The sequence below is a fragment of the Streptomyces sp. NPDC056480 genome (assembly GCF_042795405.1).
Lineage (GTDB): Bacteria > Actinomycetota > Actinomycetes > Streptomycetales > Streptomycetaceae > Streptomyces.
Genome location: NZ_JBHTSA010000004.1, coordinates 116038 through 139126 on the forward strand (window position 1 = coordinate 116038; position 23089 = coordinate 139126).

At 69.3% G+C, this 23089-nt stretch carries 24 protein-coding genes and 2 pseudogenes; 14 read left to right on the forward strand and 12 right to left on the reverse strand.

The annotated features are described in order from the left end of the window. The first annotated feature begins 26 nt into the window (after positions 1-26). Positions 27-458, forward strand: coding sequence for a VOC family protein (locus tag ACFQ79_RS03750; protein ID WP_383579191.1), 432 nt, complete (start codon positions 27-29; stop codon positions 456-458). A gap of 32 nt (positions 459-490) precedes the next feature. Here the strand turns inward: ACFQ79_RS03750 and ACFQ79_RS03755 are convergent. Continuing rightward, positions 491-681, reverse strand: a pseudogene (locus tag ACFQ79_RS03755) (hypothetical protein); the annotation flags it as partial. A gap of 187 nt (positions 682-868) precedes the next feature. On the opposite strand from ACFQ79_RS03755, the gene ACFQ79_RS03760 reads away from it, so the two are divergent. The 3 genes from ACFQ79_RS03760 to ACFQ79_RS03770 all read left to right on the forward strand — a co-directional run bounded on the left by ACFQ79_RS03760 (position 869) and on the right by ACFQ79_RS03770 (position 3537). Further along, the gene (locus ACFQ79_RS03760) at positions 869-1258 is read left to right on the forward strand and encodes a hypothetical protein (protein ID WP_383579192.1); all 390 of its coding nucleotides are present in this window, start codon (positions 869-871) and stop codon (positions 1256-1258) included. Positions 1259-1583: 325 nt separating this feature from the next. Further along, on the forward strand, positions 1584-2168 hold the full coding sequence (locus tag ACFQ79_RS03765; RefSeq protein WP_383579193.1) for a S1 RNA-binding domain-containing protein: 585 nt from the start codon (positions 1584-1586) through the stop codon (positions 2166-2168). Between the two features lie 694 nt (positions 2169-2862). Continuing rightward, entirely contained in the window at positions 2863-3537 is a 675-nt protein-coding gene (locus tag ACFQ79_RS03770) for a hypothetical protein (RefSeq protein WP_383579194.1), read from the forward strand. Here ACFQ79_RS03770 and ACFQ79_RS03775 read toward each other — a convergent pair. From ACFQ79_RS03775 to ACFQ79_RS03795, 5 genes and pseudogenes are all read right to left on the reverse strand, one after another. Next, positions 3519-4412 carry an alpha/beta fold hydrolase gene (locus ACFQ79_RS03775; protein WP_383579195.1) on the reverse strand — a complete coding sequence of 298 codons (894 nt, stop codon included), beginning with the start codon at positions 4410-4412 and terminating at the stop codon, positions 3519-3521. The genes ACFQ79_RS03770 and ACFQ79_RS03775 overlap by 19 nt on opposite strands. A gap of 270 nt (positions 4413-4682) precedes the next feature. Further along, entirely contained in the window at positions 4683-5375 is a 693-nt protein-coding gene (locus ACFQ79_RS03780) for a hypothetical protein (protein WP_383579196.1), read from the reverse strand. Between the two features lie 416 nt (positions 5376-5791). Continuing rightward, complete coding sequence (locus tag ACFQ79_RS03785) at positions 5792-6778, reverse strand: hypothetical protein (protein WP_383579197.1); 987 nt, start codon at positions 6776-6778, stop codon at positions 5792-5794. Between the two features lie 743 nt (positions 6779-7521). Next, the gene (locus ACFQ79_RS03790) at positions 7522-7797 is read right to left on the reverse strand and encodes a VanZ family protein (RefSeq protein WP_383579198.1); all 276 of its coding nucleotides are present in this window, start codon (positions 7795-7797) and stop codon (positions 7522-7524) included. A gap of 5 nt (positions 7798-7802) precedes the next feature. Next, positions 7803-8177: pseudogene (locus ACFQ79_RS03795) on the reverse strand (IS701 family transposase); the annotation flags it as partial. A 166-nt stretch (positions 8178-8343) separates the two neighbouring features. On the opposite strand from ACFQ79_RS03795, the gene ACFQ79_RS03800 reads away from it, so the two are divergent. Further along, positions 8344-8748, forward strand: a complete 405-nt coding sequence (locus tag ACFQ79_RS03800; protein ID WP_383579199.1) for a type II toxin-antitoxin system PemK/MazF family toxin — start codon at positions 8344-8346, stop codon at positions 8746-8748. A 378-nt stretch (positions 8749-9126) separates the two neighbouring features. Here the strand turns inward: ACFQ79_RS03800 and ACFQ79_RS03805 are convergent, their stop codons facing one another. Continuing rightward, positions 9127-9810 carry a hypothetical protein gene (locus ACFQ79_RS03805; protein WP_383579200.1) on the reverse strand — a complete coding sequence of 228 codons (684 nt, stop codon included), beginning with the start codon at positions 9808-9810 and terminating at the stop codon, positions 9127-9129. Between the two features lie 137 nt (positions 9811-9947). Next, positions 9948-10805: a LysR family transcriptional regulator gene (locus ACFQ79_RS03810; RefSeq protein ID WP_383579201.1), complete on the reverse strand. Its 858-nt coding sequence runs from the start codon at positions 10803-10805 to the stop codon at positions 9948-9950. An 80-nt stretch (positions 10806-10885) separates the two neighbouring features. Between ACFQ79_RS03810 and ACFQ79_RS03815 the strand changes: the two genes are divergently transcribed. The 4 genes from ACFQ79_RS03815 (at position 10886) to ACFQ79_RS03830 (ending at position 13161) form a co-directional block, all read left to right on the forward strand. After that, a complete protein-coding gene (locus ACFQ79_RS03815) occupies positions 10886-11392 on the forward strand; it encodes a cupin domain-containing protein (protein WP_383579202.1) in 507 nt (168 codons plus the stop codon). Positions 11393-11553: 161 nt separating this feature from the next. Next, positions 11554-11916 (forward strand): DoxX family protein, encoded by a 363-nt coding sequence (locus ACFQ79_RS03820; RefSeq protein ID WP_383579203.1) that lies wholly within the window; start codon positions 11554-11556, stop codon positions 11914-11916. Positions 11917-12060: 144 nt separating this feature from the next. Further along, positions 12061-12432, forward strand: a complete 372-nt coding sequence (locus tag ACFQ79_RS03825) for a hypothetical protein (RefSeq protein ID WP_383579204.1) — start codon at positions 12061-12063, stop codon at positions 12430-12432. 468 nt (positions 12433-12900) lie between these two features. Then, complete coding sequence (locus ACFQ79_RS03830) at positions 12901-13161, forward strand: transposase (protein ID WP_383579260.1); 261 nt, start codon at positions 12901-12903, stop codon at positions 13159-13161. Positions 13162-13206: 45 nt separating this feature from the next. On the opposite strand, the gene ACFQ79_RS03835 is transcribed toward ACFQ79_RS03830, so the two are convergent. Next, positions 13207-13677 (reverse strand): hypothetical protein, encoded by a 471-nt coding sequence (locus tag ACFQ79_RS03835; protein WP_383579205.1) that lies wholly within the window; start codon positions 13675-13677, stop codon positions 13207-13209. A gap of 146 nt (positions 13678-13823) precedes the next feature. Here ACFQ79_RS03835 and ACFQ79_RS03840 point away from each other — a divergent pair, with 146 nt between their 5' ends. Together ACFQ79_RS03840 and ACFQ79_RS03845 are read left to right on the forward strand one after the other, a co-directional pair. After that, on the forward strand, positions 13824-14333 hold the full coding sequence (locus ACFQ79_RS03840; protein ID WP_383579206.1) for a DUF5958 family protein: 510 nt from the start codon (positions 13824-13826) through the stop codon (positions 14331-14333). Between the two features lie 181 nt (positions 14334-14514). Further along, positions 14515-15042, forward strand: a complete 528-nt coding sequence (locus ACFQ79_RS03845) for a ferredoxin (protein WP_383579207.1) — start codon at positions 14515-14517, stop codon at positions 15040-15042. 214 nt (positions 15043-15256) lie between these two features. On the opposite strand, the gene ACFQ79_RS03850 is transcribed toward ACFQ79_RS03845, so the two are convergent. Next, a complete protein-coding gene (locus ACFQ79_RS03850; protein WP_383579208.1) occupies positions 15257-16288 on the reverse strand; it encodes an SGNH/GDSL hydrolase family protein in 1032 nt (343 codons plus the stop codon). A gap of 1466 nt (positions 16289-17754) precedes the next feature. Here ACFQ79_RS03850 and ACFQ79_RS03855 point away from each other — a divergent pair. Continuing rightward, the gene (locus tag ACFQ79_RS03855; RefSeq protein WP_383579209.1) at positions 17755-18975 is read left to right on the forward strand and encodes an alpha/beta hydrolase family protein; all 1221 of its coding nucleotides are present in this window, start codon (positions 17755-17757) and stop codon (positions 18973-18975) included. 470 nt (positions 18976-19445) lie between these two features. Beyond that, positions 19446-19958, forward strand: a complete 513-nt coding sequence (locus ACFQ79_RS03860; protein ID WP_383579261.1) for a DUF6328 family protein — start codon at positions 19446-19448, stop codon at positions 19956-19958. Between the two features lie 111 nt (positions 19959-20069). Here the strand turns inward: ACFQ79_RS03860 and ACFQ79_RS03865 are convergent, their stop codons facing one another. Beyond that, on the reverse strand, positions 20070-20639 hold the full coding sequence (locus tag ACFQ79_RS03865) for a DUF4230 domain-containing protein (protein ID WP_383579262.1): 570 nt from the start codon (positions 20637-20639) through the stop codon (positions 20070-20072). Between the two features lie 656 nt (positions 20640-21295). Between ACFQ79_RS03865 and ACFQ79_RS03870 the strand changes: the two genes are divergently transcribed. Further along, positions 21296-21769 carry a VanZ family protein gene (locus tag ACFQ79_RS03870; protein WP_383579210.1) on the forward strand — a complete coding sequence of 158 codons (474 nt, stop codon included), beginning with the start codon at positions 21296-21298 and terminating at the stop codon, positions 21767-21769. 284 nt (positions 21770-22053) lie between these two features. Here ACFQ79_RS03870 and ACFQ79_RS03875 read toward each other — a convergent pair whose 3' ends face one another. After that, positions 22054-22959 (reverse strand): LysR family transcriptional regulator, encoded by a 906-nt coding sequence (locus tag ACFQ79_RS03875; RefSeq protein WP_383579211.1) that lies wholly within the window; start codon positions 22957-22959, stop codon positions 22054-22056. Between the last annotated feature and the right edge of the window lie 130 nt (positions 22960-23089).

The following is a 23089-nucleotide window of genomic DNA, read 5'->3' on the forward strand; positions in this document are numbered from 1 at the left end:
AGCAGGGCCCCTGTTATCGTGCGCCGATGTCAACGATCAAGCAGTTCCAAGTGACCTTCGACTGCGCGGAGCCTGCGCGCCTCGCCGCCTTCTGGTGCGAGGTGCTGGGGTACGTCGTACCGGAAGTCCCGGAGGGCTTTGCCACGTGGGAGGAGTACCACCACTCGCTGCCGCCTGAGGACGAGGTCTACTTCGCGTGCGCTGATCCCTCGGGTGTGGGCCCGCGCGTGCTCTTCCAGCGAGTTCCCGAAGGCAAGGTCGTCAAGAACCGGGTGCATCTCGATGTGCGGGTCGGCACAGGGCTCGTGGGTGACGAGCACCTGGCCACACTCGAGGCTGAATGCGCACGGCTGATGGCGCTCGGCGCGACACACGTGCTGACGCAGCGCGCCGATGGCGTCAACGAGTCGTGCATCACGATGCAGGACATCGAGGGCAACGAGTTCTGCCTCGCCTGATTCTCCTCCGAGACTGCGAGGAGGGAGCGTTCTCAGCCTTCTCCCGGGGACCTCTCAGGTCTCGTATGCGGCCGAAGCCACCCCGTGAGAGCGGGGTTGTGCAGTCGGGCGGTGTCGAGCATGGCGTGTCGGACTCCGTCGCCCTTGAGACGGGAGTCGCGCGGAGGATCCTCCAGGTCTTCATGCGGGCGAAGAAGTGCTCGACGCGGGCCCGGACATCTTGGGGCGAGTTGGCGCATCGTCGGGTTCGTGCGCCAGTAACGAGGTTGTGCCGGTTGAGGTCATGGGGCAGGGGCAGGGGCAGGGGCAGGGGCAGGGGCAGGGGTCCGGGGTTCGTAGCCGAGGATGGCCCTATGCATTCTCCTATCGATCCACCCGGAGTCCGTCGGGTCTCGCGACGCGAGTACTCCATGTGGGACGAGGCTCTCGCGGTCCTCAACCAGGACTTGGCCGCGACTCTTCCTGAGCAGGGACCTCTGCAACTGCTGGCCCAGCCTTCCTATGAGGCGGGCGAGCCGGAGTGTGTCTACGTTGCCCTGGCCAACGGCGAGTGGCACGGCGGTTATCTGTACCCGAAGACGCCAGAGGACTCTGCCGATGCCTTGGCGACCGTCGCCGACGCCGCGCAGGAAACCGTCGCTGAGCGTCTGTGGCAGGCGTGGCCCCTGTGTACCGAACACAACCTGGGCATGCATACGCGCGACGTGGAGGGGCTGCTCTCCTGGTGGTGCTCCGGGAGGCGGTCGGAGGGCGGGCCGGGCCACATCCGTGCGGCCGTGGGCGCGCTCGACAGTTTCTGAGGGCCGTGACGTGAGGGGGCTGTGCGGGTGGGATGTTGATGTGACGCAATATCTTGGTCGCACGGCCATGTCCCACCCCGCCTTCACCGGCCTTCAGCCCTGTCGACTCGGTGCGCTGGTCGGCGAGCTGGCTCCTGCGTGGATGGCCTCTGAGGAGGGCTGACCACACAACCGCAGGGGCCGTGGCCGCCTGCGGGCAGCCGGGCCCTGCCCGAACCCATCAGTCGGTGTTCACCGACCGGATCATGGTCACCTGGTCGTCCCTCCGTCGCTGACCTCCCGGCGGGTTGGGTCGGCCCACGATGTCGTGTGCCAGGGTGGCGGCATGGATTGGCAGTCTGAGAGCCCGGAACTCTGGGCGTTCCTGGAGTCCCTGCACCGCGGCGACATCCTGTCCGGCACCGTCGCGGCGATCGAGCGGTTCGGGGTCTTCGTGGCCCTGGACGACGGACCTGTCCACCCGCTCTTCCCCGGTGTCGGGTTCATCGTCATTCCCGAACTGTCCTGGCGGCACATCGACGCCCCCACCGATGTCGTTCAGGTAGGCCAGCGTGTTTTGTGTGAGTTCCTGCAGTTCGACACCTACAACGCGGAGGCCAGGTTGTCCTTGAAGGCATTGGAGCCCGACCCCCTCCAGGCTTTCGCCGACCGCACACTGGTGGGTCAAGAACTCCGCGGGACGGTGGAGAAGGTGCTTCCGTTCGGCATCATCGTCGGTCTCGGGGACGGGATTGCCGGGTTGGTCCCGTTCAGAGGAGTCCACGGCCGCCCTGCGGTGAGCCCGGTTGAAGACTTCGAGGTCGGAGAGAAGATCGCCGTCGTCGTCACGGAAATCGACCCGCCGACCCGCCGGGTTCTCCTCTCCAGGCCGCAGGGTGGTCGGCACGAAGGTGTCGTGTCGGCCACGTGACGGCCGACGTGCCGAAGGGGGCCGCAGAGACGGAACGCCAGAACGGAGCACCGTGGCAGACCCTCCCGTCCGTCTGGCGGATGTGGTGCTGGTGCTGCAGGTGAGGTCCTGGAGCAGTCACGGGGCGGGTCCACCAGCAAGCTCCCCCTGAGCGCGGAAGGCCGCTGCCGCCCGCTGCGCCTGATCGTCACTGCTGGCCGGCAAGCCGACTGGACCCAGTTTGAGTCCGTCCCGGGGAAGATCCGCATGCCACGGTCAGGGTCGGGCAGGCCCCGGAGGAAAGAGCACAACACGGTTGAACGAGCGATCAACAGCCTGAAACGGCACCGGGCCGTCGCCACCCGCCATGACGAGCGCGGTGGCGTCTACCTCGGCTCCGTCTCCACGACACGGTCTCCATGCCACCGTCCCCTCGGCTCCGTCTCCACGACACGGTCTCCACGACACCGTCTCCCCGGCACCGTCTCCACGGCACGGACTCCATGGCACCGTCACCTCGGCACCGTCACCACGGCAGCCCTCACCATCTGGCCACGATCTTGATCGTCCGGACAAGTCCTAGTCGGCCGTGCCCCGGTTCAGGCACCATGAGCCGGTTGCGGTCCCAGGGGCGTACACGCGGCCGGGGGATCGTTGTTCGAGAGTCGGGGGAGTGGTCGTGGGCAGGTTCAGGCGGGGTGGGCCGACAATCGGGATGGACGCTCAACGGCGGGTGCGGCGCAGCCCGTTGCTCTTCACGGTGCCGATCGCGCTGCTCGTCCTGCTGACGGCGGTGCTCGGCTGGGAGGCCGTCCGGGCCAACATGACGGAGGCGGCCCGGGCCGAATGGCCGTGGCGGCTGCAGCTGCTCGACATGGAACCGCTCGGCAGCCTGCTCGCGGTCGCGGCCGGCGCGGTCCTCGCGAGGGCCCAGTATGCCCGCACCGTACGGCCGGCGCTTGGCTGGCGCGCCGACTGGACGACCGGGCACCTACGGGGCGGGGTGCCCGAATGGCGCGTCGGACTGCTCAACGGAGGCTCGCACACCGTGGTGGTCGAGGCCTACGAGTGCCGGGCCGTTCTGCGCGGCGAGGACCCGCAGCACCCCGCCCCGTGGACCGACGTCGAGGGGGTGGCACAGGTGCTCACCGGGGCCGGGCTCACCGTCGGGGAGGACTTCCAGCTCGTCACCATGGGGAGATTCCCCCTGGTGGGCACCGGCTCCTACGAGACGACGATGCTCGGTGCCTTCTCCCAGCGCTTCGTCGACGAGATCGAGGCGCTCCACATCAGGGTCCGCGTCAGCGATGTCGTCGGGGACAGCCACGAGCGGATCCTCGACGCGCTGAAGGGCGCCCGCTCGACCTCGTATCAGCGTCCGGCGCCCTGACCGTCCAGCCAGCGCAGTACGTCGGGCAGCGCCAGCTGGGCGGCGAAGTGACCGGCGTCCGGTACGAGGACGGGCTCGGCGCCGGGGATCTGTCCGGCCAGCCAACGGGTGTGGGCCACGGGGGAGAAGGCGTCGTCGAGGCCGTGCCACAGCAGCACGGGCGTGGTGACGGAGGAGACGTCGAGGCCCCACGGGCGGACGAAGGCCAGGCAGTCGTCGAGCCATCCGTGGTGCGAGACCCGCAGGGCCTCCTGGTAGGTGCGCAGCAGTACCTCCCGTACTCGCGGGTCCTCGACGACCGGCAGGTCGTGGGGGGAGAGATCGGCACGCAGGTCGTCGAGGAGGCGCACCGGGTCCCGCCGGATGGCGACGGCCCGGGCGGCCAGGTCCCGTTCGAGCCCACCGGGGTCCCGCCCGTCCAGATGCGCGTGGGCCAGGCCGTACTCGCGCACGTTGAACGGGGTCATCCCCGCGTACCAGTCCAGACCGGCCGCGTCCGGCGGAGCGAGCCCGACCAGTACGGCGGCCGCCCGGACCCGCTCCGGCAGCAGCGCCGCGCACGCGAGCGCGTGCGGACCCCCGCCGGACCGGCCGACCACCGCGAACCGCTCGACGCCGAAGGCATCGGCGACGGCCGCCGCATCCCCGGCCGCGTCGGCGACCCGGCGACCTGGAGCGCGCCGGGACTCCCCGTAACCGGGTCGGTCGTAGGCGAGGAACCGGAAGCCGGGGTGCTGCTCGGCGAGTCCGGGCAACAGGGTGCCGAGCCGGGTACCGGGTGTTCCGTGGAGAAGAAGCACCGGGGTCCCCGAAGGATTTCCCCATTCCTCTGCCACCAGGAGCCGGCCGTCGTCGGTGCGCACAGGGTGTCCCATGAGAGGGAGCCTAGGTCGGGAGGAAGGTGGTGCGCATCGCCGGTTGCGAAGGCATCGACCCCGGCCCTGTGCGGGATGTCTGGGATTCTCTGGCCTGCAGGGGGCGAGGCGTTCCGGCTCGGCCCGTGCCGATCGATGGCTTTCGGCCGGTGCGCGGTGGGCGGTGCGCGGTGGGCGGTGCGCGGTACGTAGTGCGCCGTACGCGTGCGCCGTACGCGGTGCGTAGTACGCGAAGCGGCGGCGGGATCCTGTGTCCAGGAAGCCCTGGAATCAGCTGACGGGAGCCTGGTAGAGGCCTCGGCCGGCGCGGTCGGCCCGAGAGGTGGCGACGAGCCGGTCGAGCGTGCTGCGGACGGTGTTGATGGCGCTCGTGGAGGAATCACGGCCGAGTGCCTTCGCGACGTCACGCGCACGCATGGGGCTGTCCGGCGATTGCGTGAGGACGGCGGCCACCTGCTCGGTGAGGCCACTGGACCCCTGTGTCACAGAAGGCGCCTCCTGTGCGGCGACAGCGACGCGGGGCTTCTTGGCCGAGGAGGGTCCCTTGCGCCCGCGAGCCTGAGGCGCGGCCTTCCGCTGACGGGTGGGGGTGGCGCGCGACGCGGTGGCCTTTCGAGGTGCGGGGACCGATCCGGATTCGTCGGATGCCGCCGTCTCGGAAGCCTCGATTGCGGCTTTGCTTTCCGCCCGAGTCGGCTCCGGCTTGGGTTCCGGTTCCGGCTCCGGCTCCGGTTCCAGTTCAGGCTCCGGTTCCGGGTCCGTTGCTTGTACGGCACGCGGCGCCGGCGTGTCGGCCAGGGCCAGCAAAGCCGTCAACGCCGCGCGGACCGAGAGCACACGCTCGGAAACCGCGGCCAACTCCTTCTCGAGATCCTGCTGGAGCTGTTCCAGCTGAGGAAGTTCTCTCTGGAGAGCGGCAGTTGTCGCATCGATGGGGTGAACGGCTGTACTTGATGAAGGCACGAATGGCTCCTACGTGATGTGGGCTGGCCAAACAGGGCCAGGCGCGGCTTGCTGTGCAGGGTACGTCCTTCGGCGGCGTGGAGATACTGAGACGCCGAATCACAACCCGTCCGAGCAAGAAGTCTCGTCGCGTTCTCACAACGGCGGGGCGAATACGCGAAGACAGCGCACACCCCGCCTGCGGTCTGCTACTCGCGGGCGGGTAGGGATTCCGAACAGATCTGATCCGTATTCACCGGCAACGACGTGGACGGCGGCCGCTGGGGTGGAAGCAGTGGGCGAGAATCAGAAGCAGGCGCTCTCCATGTCAGGCGCTCTCCATGTGTCGTGCAACGCAACGACGACAGCGCTGCGACGGTCGGATCGCCGACCAACGCCGGCCAACGCCGGTCGCCGGTCTCCCACTCTGAACCCGGCTAGGAGAGCACCCACCGGGCCGGGTGTCCGGGGTCCGCTGGACACGTGAAGACGTGCAGGTCACGGTCCCGGCCGAAGCGGAGCCGAGTGGGTTCGGCAACCGACCGGCCGCCCTGGATCGAGGCCAGCCCCCGCAGAGACGGGTTCCGGTCTTCCAGCGGCATCCAGCTGTGCGAGCCGGTGTCCATCTCATCGCCCCCCGCTGTCAGGAGCAGACGCATCGGCGTCCTGCAGGACCCGCAGTCGATGTCCATCGGGCCCGTCGACGCCCAGCTGGGAAAGCCTCCGACCCGCCATCCAGGCGGGATCGAAAGGTCCCCCTGGTAGGTGGGGGCGTCGGCGCCGTGTGCCGCGACTTGGGCGTCCTCCCACGCGTCGATGCGGGCGATCAACGGGGCGGGCAGCGTGTCGTCCTCCGCCCAGGGGTAGGTATCGACCTCTTCGGGATGCAGGACGCACGGTTCGGGGAGTTCCTCCTCCCATCGCAGCATGGGCGCCTCGGGCGAGGTGCGCGCCGCGCGCCCGATCTCTCCGGCACGTCGCCACCGCAGGTGGTAGCGGCGCTCCAGGTACGAGCCGTGGGTCATCGGGCAGCGGAAGAGCTGCACCAGGTCCGCGTCGCCGGGGCCTGGGGCCAGGCCCGGGATGTCCTGGCGGAAGAACTGGGCGAGGCCCACGAGCGGCACCGGTCCGTTCGCCCCGGGCGTTGCGGCGCCGGGCCATGTCCGCGTCGACGGCCGGACGCCCGCGGCCCGGGCGCTGCGGATCTCGTCCGGCACGTACCCCTCGGTCTCGGGCTGATGGGTCTCGTGGCAAACCGGCCAAGGCTCGCTGTCCGGCCACAGCATCGGCCCGCCGACGTGGCTGTCGCGCACGCCGGGCCGCCCCGGGCGGGGGTGCAGTCGCGTGGTCCGGCCCCGGTGGGCGGCCAGGTCGGGGAAGAGGACTTCCACGGACACGGGCCTCGCCGGTGTGGTCCTGGTCATGCGCAGACCGTACGCGTCAGGGAAGCCGCCACGCGAGCGGATTGTCCGCAAGCCCGTTCACGCCGACATTCGGCGTGTCATCTGCCGAGTTGAGCACAACCACACAGTCACAGCGACTGCCACTGTTGGGAAGGCTTCGGCCGGGACCTGAAGTGGCGTGTCGAATTCGACGAGATCGTCGATCCTCGTTGTGTTGAGATGGCGACAGGGCGAGAGTCGTCCTGACCGAAGTGGAAGGCCCCTTGTGGGACGCCAAGATGCTCGACGAGCGTGTACGCAGCGAACGCCGTCGCCGCCATCAGGGTGCGACGGACCTCTGAACGGGGCGCCTCACGCCGGGGGAGCCGCAGGCGAATTGAGGTACCGGTGACCGTCCCGTGAAACACGTACGCTCTCTTGTCGAAGCCTGTGAGAGACGGCTACCGCGGAGTTGGCGGTTGACCCTTTCTCCTGAGCAGAGGCCGGATCAAGCACACGATTCCTGAACCGACATAAGCCAGCGAGACGAGTCCGCCTTGTCGGCCCCCGACACGGTCGGGTCGGGTTCGTGGACGTCCACCGGAGGGGCCCTCGCCAGGGCCACGGTGGCTGCGGCGATGACGGTTGTCCGGTTGAGGTTGCAGTGAGGCCCGCCACGGACGAGCCTCTCGCGCCGTGGAAGGAGGTGTTTATGCCTCAACCCATCAGGACAGGAGCCGTGTGCGTTGCGGGATCGCCCTCGCCGTCCCCGGCATGTCAGCCCCTCACCTGATCAGGGGCCACTCCGAGGACCTCAGCGCTCGCCCCTTGCCGGCGCAGCGGGCTGACGCCCCAGCTACAAGCACACCGACGAGCGCTCCGGTGGTGTTGAAGAGCACATCGTCAACGCCGACAACGCGCCCGGCGTTCATGGCGAGTTGAACGACCTCAATCCCCAGACTCAGGGAGAAGAGCCGACGGGCGCTCAGCGGCCTGGTCCACCTGTGCTGGCACGACCCGCTCGCACAGATCGCTGCTGGCTTCGGTAGATCCGTCGGCACCGGGCCTCGTCTCCCGAGATCCGGGTGGCCCGGTGGCCGGCGTCCAGGGATCCGGTGACCATGCGGGCGCCCAGCCGCAGTGTGGTCGTGAATTCAGTCTTGTCACCGAGTCCGGCGGCCCGGCCGCGGCAGCGGTCGGGGGCCGAGGTCCAGGAACGCGGGACGTACAGTTCCCGGTCTACCGCGGCGTGTCCGCGGCAGCCAGCGTCCCACTTGGCCCGCCCGAGCTGGTGCTGCATGCCGTCCGGGGTGCTCTCTGCGGCCCACTCTGCGATGGTCCAGCAGTTCTTGCGCGGCAGGTCCGACAGCAGCCCGAGCGCCAACCGCCCGACCCGACGTCGGGGTTCGACTTGGGTGAACCGGCCTGCGATCCGGGTCATCAGGCCCTCGAACGCCTCCTGTCGACGGGCAGGGTCTACGCTGTGACCTGCGGGCACCGCATGATCTTGAGTCTTCACACACCGATGCTCAACGGTGACCGCACCCGTCTCCACAGCGCGTCAGGGTCGCGCAGCGTCTGTCTGTCGTCATGTGTCTGGAGGACTTGTGCAACGTGGCGAAGTCTGGTGGGTCCAGTTCGACGAGCGGAGGTTGGTCGTACTGCTGTCGGGAGACGACACGTCCGGGATCCGGGTGATGCAGGTCGTCGCTCCGGCGGGCGTCGACATCAGTGATCTGGGCATCGAAGTGACGGTCGGCGCCGCTGAAGGACTGCCGTTCGACGGCGTGCTGCGGCTCGCGTTCCCGCGTCCAGACTTCACCCCGTGCACGTGGCTGACCACCGTGTCCCGGGACGACCTGATAGAGCGGGCGGCCGTCCTGTCCTCCGTGAAGCTCAGCGAGATTGACGACGCCCTCCGGCTCGCTGAACAAGCGCGGGAGCGGACCCCGGCCACGACCGCGAAGCTCAGCGAGATAAGGGATGCCCTCCGTCTCGGTGAACTCGGGTAGACGGAGAAGGAGCCGACGCCCGCCACGGCGTGGGCGATCTCGGGCGAGATGATCGACGCCGGCCACCCTGCCGCCTCGACACCCCTCACCACCGAGATCACGGTCTACGGCTGGAGTACTGGAGCATGGCTGGTGGACGCCGTCGCCTTTGAGGGGGCGGTCGTGGAGGACCGTCCTGATCTTCATGCGGACGAAGGTGTGCTCGATGCGGGGCTGGACCTGCTTCGCGGCTTTGTTGGGTTCTCTCGCCAGGCCGGGCGCTCGGTTTGGCCACGCTTGCGGTGGTGCGGCCTGGCGAGCCCGGTGCACGGCAGCCGCGGTCGGCGGTCACGAGGGTCTTGATCGTTCCATGGGGTGACTGGCGACTCGCTCCACCTCTCAGCTACCGCTACCGCTCAGCGGAGACGCCCACGAGGGATCGTGTCGGGACCTCCTCGCGAGGTGAGCCAGCAGGTGCTGCGCTGTGTTGTCGGCAGTGTCTTGCGGCGCGCCGACTGCTACCAGGGCAGCGGTGATCCTTGCCGATGCCGATGCCGATGCCGATGCCGATGCCGATGCCGAGCCCGAGCCCGAGCCCGAGCCCGAGCCCGGCACGTTCGGGTCGGTGAGGAGGGGAAGCAGCAGCAGAAGGCGGGCAGGTGTTCCTTGAACGCCTTCGACCGAGTGAGACGGGTTGTCAGCGATGCGGATCAGTTCACGCCATGTCAGGCCAGTGCCCGAGAAGTCTCCGTCCCAGACGGCGACCTGCTGCGCATGGCTTCTGCCTGGATGCGTGAGGAGGTAGTCGGTGCCGTAGTCGCCTTCCAGGTTCCGGTAGATCACCACGGCTCCGGTTCCGTCTTCTGCGGGCACCCGGAACCCCGGCCAGCAGTCAGGATCGAAGAGGATCTCGGACATGGCATCGGCATCGGCGCCGTCGTCGCCGAACCACTCCGGAGCCGGGCGCTCGGCGCACCCTCCATCGCTGCACATCGCCAAGAGGTAGTTCGACCAGAAGCCCGGTCGGACCAGCAGTGACTCACCCGGCACCACCGGGCCGACGTCGTATCCCTCGATCAGCACCCATCGATCCTGCCACCAGCCACTGACACGGCCCGATCCGGGATCGGCAACGGGGAGCCTCCCAGTCAAAAGGGGAACCTCCCAGTCGAACGGGAAACCTTCCAGTCGAACAGGGGACCTTCCAGTCACGGGACTGGTCAGGGGCGGTGGCGGTACGCGGCTGTCGCCGTCTCGATGAAGGACCGGATCAACGGATTGGTGTCACCCGCGTTCCAGACCGCCACCACTCGGCTGGGCGGCATGTCGATCAGCGGCACCACGGTCAGCTCCGCGGGCAGGTCATGTCCGAGCGGGGCCAGGCCGACCGTGCCGTTCCACAGCACGGCCTGAAGGCATTCATGGACGACGCGCACCACTGGGCCCTCGCGCCGCTCGCCGCCGTTCCAGTACGACTGCCAGATCGGGTCGGTTCCCTCCGGGAACTGAAACCAGCGGCGGTCGCCCAGGTCGGCCAGCCGCAGCCGGTCGTGGCCGGCCAGCGGATCGTCGGCGCGCAGGACCACGCCCACCGGATCGGTACGCAGCTCGCGTACTGCCAACGCCGTCTCGTCGAACGGCGCCCGGGTCAGGGCGACGTCGACCACTCCGGCACGGAGCCCGCAGGTCGGGTCGGTCAGGTCGGTGTCGCGGATGTGGATCTCGATGCCGGGGTGGCGTCGACGGAAGGCGGCGGCCAGTCTGGTCGCTCCCGGGTCGGTGCTGTCGCCCAGGATGCCGACGGTGATGGCCGCTACGCCGGCCGCCGCGCTGACACGTACGCGGACACGGTCGGCCTGGTCGAGCAGGGCCCGCGCCTCGTCGAGCAGCACCACGCCCACCGGGGTGAGCGTGACGCCGGCCGGCGAGCGGGTGAACAGCAGGGCCCCGACCTCGGTCTCCAGCTGTTTGATCGCGCGGCTCAGCGGCGGCTGGCTCATGTGCAGTCGAGTGGCGGCCCGGCCGAAGTGAAGTTCCTCGGCGACCGCCACGAAGTAGCGCAGGGTACGTAGCTCCACGCTGCGACGATACCCAAGCGGTATCGGAAGTGCCCAAGGGGTCTTGGACAGTCGCAGGGGCCAGACGGTGGACTCGCAGCATGACCGAAGCAACGAAGACCAGCGCACCACAGGCCGATCCCGCCGTGTCGGTGGTCGGTCCCGACGACGGCGAGACGATCGTCCTCGGCACCACGCACATGCGTGTCCTCGAAGACGGCAGCCGTACCGGGCACCGCCTCGGAATCACCGAGTCCGTCCTCGCACCGCACACCCCCGGGCCGCCGCAGCACCGCCACGCCCAGCACGACGAGGGCTTCTACATCCTCTCCGGCACCGTGCGGTTCACCGTCGCGGACAAGGACTACGACGCCACCACGGGCACGCTCGTCATGGTCCCGCCCGGCGTCCCACACACGTTCGCCAACGTCGCCGACGAACCCGCCGTCATGCTCAGCACGTTCACCCCCGCCGGGTACGTGCAGTACTTCCGAGACCTCCAGGACTTGATCGCCGGCGGCCGGCCGCTGACGCCACAGGACAGTGTCCACGCGATGAGCCGTTACGCGACCGAGCCCGCCACCGACCTCGCCTCCGACCCCGCCTGAAGCCGTCGGGATGAGACCGCCCGGCGGCCCCTTCTCTGACCTGCGCAGCCGTCGGGCGTCCACCTGTCGACTTCCGGATCACTCAGACCAGCGCTCCGGCCTTTCAAGGGCCGCCTTGGGAATCGACGGTCACCTGCCACCGGTGGCCGTGGAAGGGAATCATGAACATCGCCTATTGGATCGTCGCCGGACTGCTCGCCCTCTTCTCCCTCTACGCAGGCGCGATGAAGGTGTCTCGTAGCCGAGAGCAACTCCGCCCGATGATGGCCTGGGTCGATCGCGTACCCATGCGTGCCGTCAGAGCGCTGGGGACGCTGGAACTACTCGGCGCGATCGGGCTGATCCTGCCGCCCCTGACCGGCATCGCGCCCGGGCTGGCACTGGCTGCGGCCATCGGGTTCGTAGTACTGCAGTGCGGTGCGATCGCCGTCCACCTGACCGGTGAGGACCGCCGGATCGCACTCAACCTCGGGCTCGTCGCCACTGCCGGCGTGACCGTCTGGCTGGCCACGACCTGGCTGTGAGGGGGTCCGGTTCTCGACGAACGGACGTGACGGCGGCGTCTCCCACCGGACCGCCGACCCGATGGATGTCGCTGCGCGACACCACCCGCGTGACGCCCAGCCGCGAGGGCGGAACCGCTGACTTGGCCTGAACGTCGAAGGGCCATGACGCAGAGAGCTGGACACATCATCCTCGCCCTCGCCCTCACGCTGGCTGCCGGCGGGCTCACTGGGTGCGCCCAGGCCGACGAGGGCGCGGACGTCGTCAAGGCCACACCGACCGTCCGGACGATTCCCTTCGAGCTGTATACGCATTGCGGAATCGACGAGGCCCGCATCGGCTCGACGTACTTCGAAGCGGAGACCCCGCTCTCCGACGGCTCGGGGAACCCGCCCGACGGCTGGGACAACCCCACCCATCGCGGCACGATGACACTGAAGTCCGCGACGGAGGCCGTCTTCACCGACGAAGCCGGCCATGAGGTGAAGTTCCGTGCCCGGCCGGGTGCGACTGCCTTCAAGCGCATCTGCGCCTAGGCAGTGTCTTCGAATGATCACTGCTGGTGGATCACCGTGCGGCGATACGTTGTCATGAACTGTCGGATGCTGATGGGATATATGCGTTTCCGCAGGTGGGCGGCGGACGGGACGTTCGACCGGATGCTGCGGTCTGCGCAGGCAAAGGCGGACGCTGCCGGCGACGTCGAGCGGCTGGTGTCGGTCGACTCTCCAGGGTGGTCCGGGCTCACCAGCACGCGGCCGGGGCTCGAGAAGGGGCTCCGTGAGCCGGTACTCGGACGGTCCCGAGGCGGCCTGACAGGCAAGATCCAACTGGTCTGCGAGGGCGGCTCGTCCGCTCGCCATCGTCGTGACGGGCGGCACCACCAAGGACTGCACTCAGTTCACCACGCTGATGGAAGCAATCCGGGTGCCCCGTGTCGGACCGGGGCGGCCTCACGTTCGGCCCGATCACGTGCTGGGTGACAAGGGCTACAGTCGAAGGTCATCCGCACCTGGCTCCGTCGTCGCAGCATCCCGCACACGATTTCCGGACGGTCCGACCAGATGCGAAACCGGGCCCGGCGGCGTGGTCGGCGGGGCGGCCGCCCGCCAGCCTTCGACCGAGAGATCTACAAGCGTCGCAACGTCGTGGAGCGGTGCTTCAACCGCCCGAAGCAGCGGCGCGGCATGGCCACCCGGCACGAGGGGACCGTCCAGTCCTACGAAGCAGCCGTCACTCTGGCTGTACTCCTCATGTGGGCATGATCCTCATGCGCGTCTCCTGTGGTGCCGCCGAGGAGATGACCGCGATCAATGCGTATCGAAACCCAGACGATTCGGTACATCGCCCATTGCGCAGAGCGCCGTGACCTGTTCCTCCAAACGGCTCAGAGCGTCCGTGAGGGAAAGTTGATCGATCCGCTCAAGATAGAGGGTGTGGGCATCGGTGCCGAACTCTCCCAGCGGCCGTTCAAGGTCGACATCCACCATGGCCTCAACGGTGCACCCAGCCGAGGTGATGGTCACACCTGCCGAGAACCGCAGCTCACTGACATCCGAATCCCCCTGCGCGAAAAAGCCGAAGCGGTGGTGGGTCCTCAGTTCAGGTCCCGCAGCGTGACTTTCGATCACGATGGCAGGCACCAGCCCAGACTCGTTCCCGAAGTCGTAGGCGACGTAGAGCTGAGTGGTGAAATCGTCCAGCTGCCTGTGTAGCCGATGCATCGTGGTCAGCAAGAGAGCCATGCTTGCGGCATCGTCCGCGCCGGTGACGTTCAACATCGGTGGATCATCGCCCATGTGCAACCGCGTTGGCACCTGGGTTTGCCCACCAGGCCGCCCCGTCCTCCGCACTGTTCAACCTCGACCCCCGCGGTCCGTCTTGCCGGCACACCCTAGGCCGTTCCTGTGGATCATGTCGTGCGTCAGTGGAAGAGCGCGCCGCTGGTCTCTCAGGCTCGTTCTCGACAGGGATCTCGTGCTCGTTCTCGACGGAAGTGCTGTGGAATGATCGGCAGATGTTCGAGACCGGTCGTGAGGGTGAGTGGGCGCTTCGGCGAGAGGCCGAGCGAGTCGTCAACGAAATCGCCCAGGAGCTCCGCACGTTGGACGAGGGAACGTCCTGGTTCTCCGACCTTTCCCCGGCAGGACGGCAGGTTGTACTGCAGGAAGTCGCCGGCTACGCGATGCAGGCGCACATCACGGCGGCAGACGGACGTGAGGGGGTTGTCCGGTCCGGTGTGAAGTCCACGGCCAATCCTTCGGTGATGATCTGCATGGACCCGCCTCGTTACGGGTTCGCAGCTCTCCCGGCCGACGAACACGTCAAGGCGTTTCGTGTCCTCGTCTCGGTGTTCTCCGTCGCCGACACCCGCCGCCGGCAGACCTACTGCAAGGGCACGTGCGGACACGCGTGGCACAACCTGTCTCCCCGGTGAGATGCCGTGGCGGCGCACGCTGACCCGGACGAGCTTCCCCCGGTCGTAGCCGCTGGATCCATCTGCTGCTTGATGCGATCGCGTCCAAGTACCGCACCGGGGCACAGCGGGAGGACCTGCCCGATCACTTCGGGTCGTGGGAGGGCGTTCACGACCGGCTGCGGCCCCCTAACCTTTTGTCGTGGACCTCTACTTCGATCCGGTGCCCCTGCTGGGCCATGCACGTGGTGTGTTCCTGGGGCAGTGGTCGGAGCGGAAGTGGCTCAACGTGCCCGGACCCTTCTACGGGGCCGACACGGACAACTGCGGCACTGGCCGCATCCACGCCCCGGAACTCGTGCTCTACGAGGCCGACTACTTCACCGAGTACGTGTATCGGCAGCCCCGGACGAGCGAGGAGCTTCAGCGATTGGTGGACGCAGCCGAAGCGGAGGCGTTCTCCGGCTACGGCTGGGACGGCGACAGCCACTGGACACCGGCAGCGGTCCGGGACTGGTGGCGCGACCGTGGGCGGATCGCGGAGTATCTCGCGAGCCGGCGGGCCGAATGGGAGGCAGACGACGCGAAGGCGGGGCAAGGTGTGGCCTCGGCCGCCGACAGCTACGCCGCATACCTCGACGGCGAGCTGGCCACGCACCTCCGTGTCTATCTCTTCTGGCTCGAGGAGCGCCGCTCGCCCACTACGTCGGACCTCCTGCCACGGCTCTAGGCCCCGTTCTATCAGGTGGTCCGCCGGCTATCAGGTGGTCCGCCGGCTGGGACGGTGCTGAGCGGAGCCGTTCGAGGTGAGTGCCTTCAGGCGCACTGTGCGGTGGTGAGGGCCAGTTGGGGCAAGTTCCCTGGAGTCAGCCGTGCTGCGAAGCCCCAGGCCGATGGCGGGTCCTGGGGCTTCGTTCATGCGGGGAGAGCGGTTGCGTGGCCGGTCAGCGGTTGAGGACCTCTTCGATCTTGGCGGCCACCTGCTTGGCCTGGATGTCGCGGCCCTTCGCGTTGGGGTGCGCGTACGAGGGGATCTTGGTCCCGAGCAGCTCGAGCTGGGAGTCCTCCAACAGGCCGCCGATGCCGCGGTCGGCGCCGTCGCACGCCGTGTTGGAGCCGGTGCCGGCGTAGAGGTCGACGAAGTCGGCGCCGCCGTCAGCGTCAGCGGCGGCCTTCTTCATGGCGTCGTTCAGCCGCTTCTGGATCTGGTCCAGGACCGGCAGGGCGTCCTGGGGGATGTCAGCGAACGGCAGCTGCGTCTGACCGGGCGCCGCGGTCAGGCACTTGGTGGTGTCCTCGGGCACGAGCCGGGGGTAGCCGACCAGGACGCGCTTGGCGTCGGGGGCGAAGTAGCCGATGCGGTCGAGCAGCTCCTCCAGGTCCCCGGCGACCTGCTCGAACTGGCCGTCCAGCCACTGCTTTCCGTCCCCGGTCTCGAAGAACTCACCGCACTTGGCGGCCGGCTCATCTTTGTCCACCGGGTCTCCCGGCAGCAGAGAGGGGTTCCGGAGCTCGTCGGAGCACTGCTTCAGGATGCGGTTGAAGCCCAGTGTGTTGCCGCCCAGGCTTCCCACGGTCAGCTGGGTGTCCTGCTTGAGCGCGTCCTGCTGCGCCGGGAGGGTCCCGGCGCCGAAGGGCAGCTCCTGCTTCTCCCAGAAGTCGCGGATGAGCGCGCCTCCGCAGGAGACGTCCGACTGGACGTCGAGCGTGATGCCCTTGTCGGCCAGGCTCCGGGTGGCGACGGCGGGATGGTTGTCCGTGGCCTGGAAACACCAGCCCCTCTCGCTGTCCTGGCTGTTCACGGGAGCGATGCCGAAGTTGGAGGTGTAGGAGTCGCCGAAGAAGACGGTCGGTACGGGGTCGGCGGGCGCCGCGGCGGCACCTCCCGCCGGCACGGCGAGTGCGAGGCAGCTGCCGAGCGCGATCGTGGCGGCGGCCAGCCGCCGCGCCCTGGGAGTGGTCGTCGTCTTACGCATGGCAGAAGACATGGCTGTGCCCTTTCGTCGGGGCCCACGAGAAGAGGAATGAGAGAAGAACGTAACGTTAGGTATTCATTCACAAACGGAACGCGATGGTCCAGCGGTGGCGAAGCGCAACCGGGCGATCTTGGTCAGCCACGTCACGCCGGGTCGTCTCGCCTGCTCAGCGTGGGTGTCGAGGAGGAGTGGCTGCCGAGATCGAGAACGTTCATGACCCGAACGGGGAGGGCAGGTGTGGCTGCGCTGCGAGCCGGACTGCGAGGCCGCCTGCTGGTGGGGCGACGGGAGTCGGCGCACGGCCGTTCCTGTCGAACGAATGGGCGACCATCGCAGACGTGCGCAGCAGCCGACACGGCTGCGCAGCTCGAACCGGCCAGAATTCCGCCTGCGTCGGGGTCACCCGAAACGTCTCAATCCTGCGCGTCGGACGAGGAGAGGCCGGGAACCTCAGCAAAGCCACCGGTGGATCGCCACGACGTGAACGGTGGCCTCGAACCGAACCGAGAGCTTGTCATGGCGAGTGGCGACCGCCCGATGCTGCTTCAGACGGCCGATCCCGCACTCGACCGCGTGCCGGGCCTTGCAGTCCTGCCATTCGACGGTAGGCGGGTAAGGCGGGTAGGCGGGTAGGCGGGTAGGCGGGCGGCCACCCGTACGGCCACGACCCTTGCGGTTGCGTGCCTGGCCGGCCGGCTCGGGAATCGTGCACCTGATCCCACGTCTGCACAGGTAAGCGCGGTTCGCGCGAGAGGATTACGCCCTGTCTCCCCGCACCCGCAGCGGGCGAGTCCGTGGCCGGCCAGCACCCGGCCTGGGAACCCGGATCGCTTTCAGGACCGGCTCGAACTGAGGACCGGCGCCCCGCCGGCCTGCCGTGACCAGCAGCGACAACGGTTTCTGTCCCTGCTCGCACGCCAGATGGATCTTCGTGGTGAACCCGCCCGGGACCTGCCCGGTCCGTGGTCGTCCGGCTGATGCCCGACTCCGCCGGGCGGCTCCTTCTGCTCGGCGCCGTTCCGGCGGGCACCAGCTGCGTGCTGGTGGGCATGGCAGACCGTGGAGTCGATGTTGATCTCCCAGGTGATCAGCCCGGCCGCTTCGGCCCGGTCCCCACGCCCCACAAGGCCGATCATCCCGGTGCAGGACGACAGTCAGAAGACCCACCCAAAAAACACGGCCTAGCCGCGTCGTTCCCGGACCCGCCCCCGCTCGTCGGCGCGTGGTGCGTCGGAGCGGTTGATCCTCGTGGGCCGTGCGCCCGACGGGATCGGGACATCCTCGTCACCCGGGACGGGACCGGCGACTGCGTCACTCTCAGGGGGTAGACCCACGGTTCAATGCTCTGGCGACATCATTGAACCGTGGGCCGATGCCGCGCGGCCGAGGTGCATGACAGCGTCTCCCTGTGCCTACGGACTGTCCGAAACGGCACGGTTGACGATCCGTCACCACGGGAGGGGCCCATGACCATCACGCCGTTCATCAGCCGGAAGGGCATCACACGCCGCAGCATGCTGGGAGCCGCGCTGGCCGTCGGCGCCGCCGTGCCGTTCGCCGCCGCTGCCGGCCCCGCGTGGGCCGGCCAGGCCACGGCCGCCCCCGACGCGACACGGCTCACGCTGCCCGTGCCGACCGGACCGCATCCGGTGGGCGCGGTCCGGCTGCACCTCGTCGACCGGTCACGTCCGGACACCATCGCGGGCCCCGGGCACTTCCGCGAGCTGATGGCCACCGTCTGGTACCCCGCCCGGAACGTCGAGCGGTACCCGGTGGCGCCCTGGATGCCGGACGGCGCATTCGAGGCGTTTCTCGCCGACGCGGGGTTGAGCGAGCTGGCCCACCTGGGGCCGCTCACCGCCGCCCACGTGGACGCTCCGGTCCGGCGGTCGGGCCGACGGCTGCCCGTCGTCGTGTTCTCGCACGGCGCGCACAGCCACCAGGGCGACCACACCGTCATGGTCCAGGAGCTCGCAAGCCACGGGTACGCGGCTGTGACGGTGGCTCACCAGTACGACACGTACACCGAGTTCCCCGACGGCCGCGTCGCCGTCCCGCTGCGCGACACGCGGGCCCCGACACTGCCCGGGGACTTCGCCGCCGACGTGCGCTTCGTCCTCGACTGCGTCGAGCAGCTCGCCGCCGGGTGCAATCCCGACATCGACCGAAGGAGACTGCCGGCCGGGCTCCTCGGTTCCCTCGACCCGCGGCGTATCGGTGCGTTCGGCTGGTCGAAGGGCGGGACGGCCACCGCCTGCGCCACGATCGCGGACCAGCGCATCCGGGCCGGGCTGAGCCTCGACGCTCCGATGCAGATGAACCCGCCCCTGGCCGGAGACCTGGACCGGCCGTTCATGATGATGACCGCCGAGTTCACCCGGGCCGCGACTCCCGAGGCCGCCGCCTTCTGGTCGCTTCTGCGGAGCCGGCGGCTGAACGTCCAGGCCCAGGGCGCCGTCCACATCTCGTACGGTGACAACGAGGCACTGTTCCCGCAGGTGGCGAAGGTGTTGGGATGGAGCGGGCAGCAACTCCAGGACGTGATCGGCACCCTTGATCCCGACCAGGCGGTGAGAATCCAGCAGGCGTACCCTCTCGCCTTCTTCGACGAGCACCTCCGCCACCGTCGGGGACACCTGCTCGACGGGCCGTCCTCCGCCTTCCCGGCAGTGACCTTCCTCCCCTGAGCTCCCGGCCACGGGCCGGCGGTGTGCATGGGGTCCTGGCACCGGGGCACACGGACGCTGAGCGAAGGAGCCAAGGGACGCGCTCACGCCGCATGATCCACGGTCCCGCCCCGGCACCCGGGGTCGGGGTGTCCTGACATGCCCCGAGGCACGCGGCGTGCCCGACGCGCGAGACCGCTCTCCGCGCCGGGCGCTCGTGCCCCGGAGAGGCGCCTACCAGGGCGTGGGTCCGCCCCTGCTCCAGACTCCTGAGGAGGATCTTCATGGATGAGCGAAGCGGCGTTTCCACGCCGAAGGGCGAGTTGGAGGAGCACGGTGAGCAGGAAGGGCGCGGAGAACAGGAGGGGCGCCGAGAGCAGGAGTGGCGCGGTGAGCAGGAGGGGCGCGGTGCGCCGGAGAAGCGCGGTGAGCAGGAGGAGCACGGCAAGCAGGACGATCACGGTGAGCAGGACGAGCACGGTGAGCAGCGCGTGGTGCAGGGCGTTGGGAAGAACGGGGATCCTGCCTCCCGAGCGGACGGGCGGGGCGAGACCGCGGAGGAACGCGCGGACCGACGCTGGCAGGAGCTCCTCCAGGAGATACGCGTCGCCCAGACCGGTGTCCAGATTCTCCTCGGCTTCCTCCTGACGGTGGTCTTCACTCCGCTCTTCCACGATCTGGAGCAGACCGACAAGACGATCTACCTCGTCACCGTCGTGCTCGGCTCGCTTGCGACGGGTGCGTTGATCGGTCCTGTCTCGATCCACCGGATCGTGTCCGGGCGGCGGGTCAAGCCCGAGGCCGTCGCCTGGGCCTCCCGGCTCACCTTCACCGGCATCCTGCTTCTTCTCGCCACGCTGACGGCCGCGCTGTTCCTCGTCCTGAGGGTGGCTACGCACGATCCGTACGTGCCCTGGCTGGTCTCCGGCGTCCTCGTCTGGTACCTGCTCTGCTGGTTCGCCCTGCCCCTGTGGGTCCGCACGCATGACACGAGCGCAACCTGACCCCACGCCCGTACGAGCCGAGGCCGGCTTCCCGCGCCTTGAGTACGGCCGAGGCCCCGTCGCCTGCACCGACCGGTGCCGGCGGCGGGGCGTGACCCGCTTACGGCCTGCTCATACGTAGGTGACCGTCACCCGCTCGAAGCCGAGGCCGAGCAGGAGTTTCTGAAGCATCTCGGTCGTGTTCCGCTCCGCCCGGGACGTCAGGCCGGACTCGCGGGCGGCGTCGCCGATCCGCTGGGCTGCGAGGACGTTGACCGCCTGCTCGCTCGCGGGGTTGTCCGAGAAGAGATCGCCCAGCCGGTCCAGGAGACCGCGCTGCTTGGACACGGCGTACGAGCGCTCGGGATCGAGCGCGGGAGCGGCCAGCTCGGCGTGCGGCAGGCGCAGGGTGGCCTCGGTCCGGTCCGCGTCGACGGTCACGGCGTCGTTCCCGAGGCGGCCCAGCTCGACGTAGGCGCCGACGCTGCCGTTCGCCACGTAGAGGGTGCGGGTTCCGCGGATCGCGTCCGGCAGGAACTTCGCGTCGCGCTCCAGGTCGACCACGACCTGGTACGTCCCTGCCGCGCCCTCGTACCGGCTCAGGTCCTGGACGGACTGCAGGACGGCGGGTCCCGAGCGGTCCTTCACCTCCGTCCCGAAGATGTCCAGACCGGGGAGCCTGAGGAACTGGCCGATCAGCATGAGGGCGACGGCGAGCACGAGCAGAGCGCCGGTGACGAGACGCCACCTCCCTCCGGATCGCCTCCGGGTCCGGTGGGGCGGCGAGGGTCTGTTCTCGGTGTCTTCTCCCATAGTCGCCGGGTGCCCGCGTCGACGCCTCCCATGCCCAACTCGGCTCATGATGCGACGGGTTGACGTCTCTGAGGAAGGTGTGTCAGGCGGGCGGACTCCCTTGAACCGCATGGCATGCCGCCGCCGCGTCGGGGGTACGCGGGGTCTGTTCGCACGCGGTGGTTCGGAGGAGGGCGAGGGGCATGATCGATTGGCGAGCGTCGTGGAGACGGGTCGGGCCGACGGGAGGCAGGGCGGCGGCATCCGTCGGGACGAAGTCGGCCGGGGCCGGGCGGGGCGGGAGAACCGGGGGCGGTGCCGAGCCGGCCGCGACAGGAGGGGGAGGTGCCTCGACCGTCGGTACGAGGGCGGGTGGGGCGGGATCGGCGAAGGGGACGGGCTCGGGGCCGGGGACCCGAGCGGCCAAGGCGAAGGCCAAGGCGAAGGCGAAGGCAGAGGCAGCAGCGGCGGGTGAGGCAGAGGCAGAGGCAGAGGCGAAGGGAGCGGCGGCGGCAGACACAGAGGCGAAGGCAGCGGCCCCGGTCCGGCGAGGTCCGGGGCGGTTCGTGCGGGTGTTGGTCACCCTGACGGCCCTCGCGGGCATGGTGGCGTTCGCCGTGGTCCTGGCCAGACTCACCCTGGAGGCCTCGCCGGCCTCCGTACCCCTCACCCACAGCAACCTGACACCGGGCCGGTCGATCGAGAACTACCTCAACCAGCCGGGCTTCGTGGACACCGTCAAGCAGCTCGGAGGGAACGTTGCCCTCGGTGTCCCCTTCGGGATCCTGCTGCCGCTCCTGTCCCTCAAGGCACGTGGATTCCTGCGGGTCGCGCTCATCACCGCGGTCACGATGCTGCTCGTGGAACTGGTGCAGGGCGCACTCGTCACGGGACGCGCCTTCGATGTCGACGACGTCCTCCTCAACACGACGGGAGCGCTCATCGGCTACGTGCTCCTCGGCCGGCGGCTGGGGCGCATCGTCCGCCCGCGCACCCGACCCCGCTGGTGGCAGCGGCGCCTGGGCGACTCGACTCGCTGACGTCGGGGCGGGGACGCGGACCCGGAGCGCCTTGGCGAGGCTCCTGCCCACCGGGCGAGCCGGTAGGTGTCGTCGTCCTGCACGAGCGGCCGTGCCTCGGTCGGTTCGGCGAGGTGGATCCTGAGAACACTGGAGGTCGCCGCGGCACGCGGTGTTCCTCGACGCCATCGACGATCTGCACGACACCGCCCGCCTCTCGCACCGCACCCGGGGCGCCTGCACGCCTCGTGCGAGCACGCCCAACTCCTCCAATTCCTCGTACTGGCAGGCCGCCACGGGACCCATCAGCCCTGCGCCTCGCCCCGACTCCCGTCCGACTCCCCCTCATGGAGTGCCCGCAACAGATGACGCAGGGCCGGGCCGGGCGGGCCCGGACGCGCAGCCAGGTACGTCGTGACGTCGAGCCCGGCGAGCGGGCGCAGCGCCACCCGGGGGACCGGTGGCAGCCCCCGGACCTCGTAGAAGACGGTCCACGACGCCGCCGGTGCCGTACCGATCGCGGTGAGCGTCGCCTGAAGGCCGGTGAAGGGCGGCCCGGGCGGCGGTACCGCCCCGGCCGCACGACACGCACCGGTGATCAGGTCGTGGAAGGGGGCGTTGTCCTCGCGAGGGGCGAGCCGCAGCGGCAGCGAGGTCAACTGGTCCAGTCGGAGCAGGGGTTCGGCCGCCAGGGGATGGTCCGCGGGTACGGCCACGTGGAGCGGGTCCCGCCACAGGGACAGCAGTTCAAGTCCGGGGGCCGACCCCACGGCCCGTACCAGCGCCGCGTCCAGCTCCCCCGAGCGCACCGCGGCCAGCCGGTCGGCCACGGGCAGGCTGCGCAGCCGCACCTGGAGCAGGGGAGCGTCGGAGGCAAGCCCGGCCAGGACTCGGTTGAGCCGCTCTTCAGGGCCGTGGACGATGCCCAGACGCAGGATGCCGTCGTCGCCCGCCGCGATGTCGGCGGCCACGCGCGCCGTACGGTCGGCGGCGGCAAGCACGGCACGCGCCTCCGGCAGCATCCGTTCGCCCGCCGCGGAGAGCCGCACGCGCCGGGTCGTGCGATCGAAGAGCACCACGCCCCAAGCCCGCTCCAGCCGGGCGATCTGCTGACTCACCGCCGACGGCACGATGCTGAGCCGCTCGGCGGCCCGGCCGAATCCGCCCTCCTCCGCGACGGCCACGAAGTAGCGCAGCTGCCTCAGTTCCATGCCCACCTCACCCCTCACCCCTCACCTCTCACCCCTCACCCCTCACCCCTCACCCCTCACCCCTCACCCCTCACCCCTCACCCCTCACCCTCATTCCACATCCCTCGCCCTTCCCCGATGATTCGTCACG

Excerpts from the sequence above, each read along its gene's own strand:
- ACFQ79_RS03825 (WP_383579204.1), top strand. The coding sequence starts at position 12,061 with ATGACGCAGAGAGCTGGACACATCATCCTCGCCCTCGCCCTCACGCTG.
- ACFQ79_RS03850 (WP_383579208.1), bottom strand. The coding sequence starts at position 16,288 with ATGCGTAAGACGACGACCACTCCCAGGGCGCGGCGGCTGGCCGCCGCC.
- ACFQ79_RS03855 (WP_383579209.1), top strand. The coding sequence starts at position 17,755 with ATGACCATCACGCCGTTCATCAGCCGGAAGGGCATCACACGCCGCAGC.
- ACFQ79_RS03750 (WP_383579191.1), top strand. The coding sequence starts at position 27 with ATGTCAACGATCAAGCAGTTCCAAGTGACCTTCGACTGCGCGGAGCCT.
- ACFQ79_RS03765 (WP_383579193.1), top strand. The coding sequence starts at position 1,584 with ATGGATTGGCAGTCTGAGAGCCCGGAACTCTGGGCGTTCCTGGAGTCC.
- ACFQ79_RS03770 (WP_383579194.1), top strand. The coding sequence starts at position 2,863 with ATGGACGCTCAACGGCGGGTGCGGCGCAGCCCGTTGCTCTTCACGGTG.
- ACFQ79_RS03775 (WP_383579195.1), bottom strand. The coding sequence starts at position 4,412 with ATGGGACACCCTGTGCGCACCGACGACGGCCGGCTCCTGGTGGCAGAG.
- ACFQ79_RS03815 (WP_383579202.1), top strand. The coding sequence starts at position 10,886 with ATGACCGAAGCAACGAAGACCAGCGCACCACAGGCCGATCCCGCCGTG.
- ACFQ79_RS03835 (WP_383579205.1), bottom strand. The coding sequence starts at position 13,677 with ATGTTGAACGTCACCGGCGCGGACGATGCCGCAAGCATGGCTCTCTTG.
- ACFQ79_RS03865 (WP_383579262.1), bottom strand. The coding sequence starts at position 20,639 with ATGCTGATCGGCCAGTTCCTCAGGCTCCCCGGTCTGGACATCTTCGGG.
- ACFQ79_RS03760 (WP_383579192.1), top strand. The coding sequence starts at position 869 with ATGTGGGACGAGGCTCTCGCGGTCCTCAACCAGGACTTGGCCGCGACT.
- ACFQ79_RS03875 (WP_383579211.1), bottom strand. The coding sequence starts at position 22,959 with ATGGAACTGAGGCAGCTGCGCTACTTCGTGGCCGTCGCGGAGGAGGGC.
- ACFQ79_RS03785 (WP_383579197.1), bottom strand. The coding sequence starts at position 6,778 with ATGACCAGGACCACACCGGCGAGGCCCGTGTCCGTGGAAGTCCTCTTC.
- ACFQ79_RS03820 (WP_383579203.1), top strand. The coding sequence starts at position 11,554 with ATGAACATCGCCTATTGGATCGTCGCCGGACTGCTCGCCCTCTTCTCC.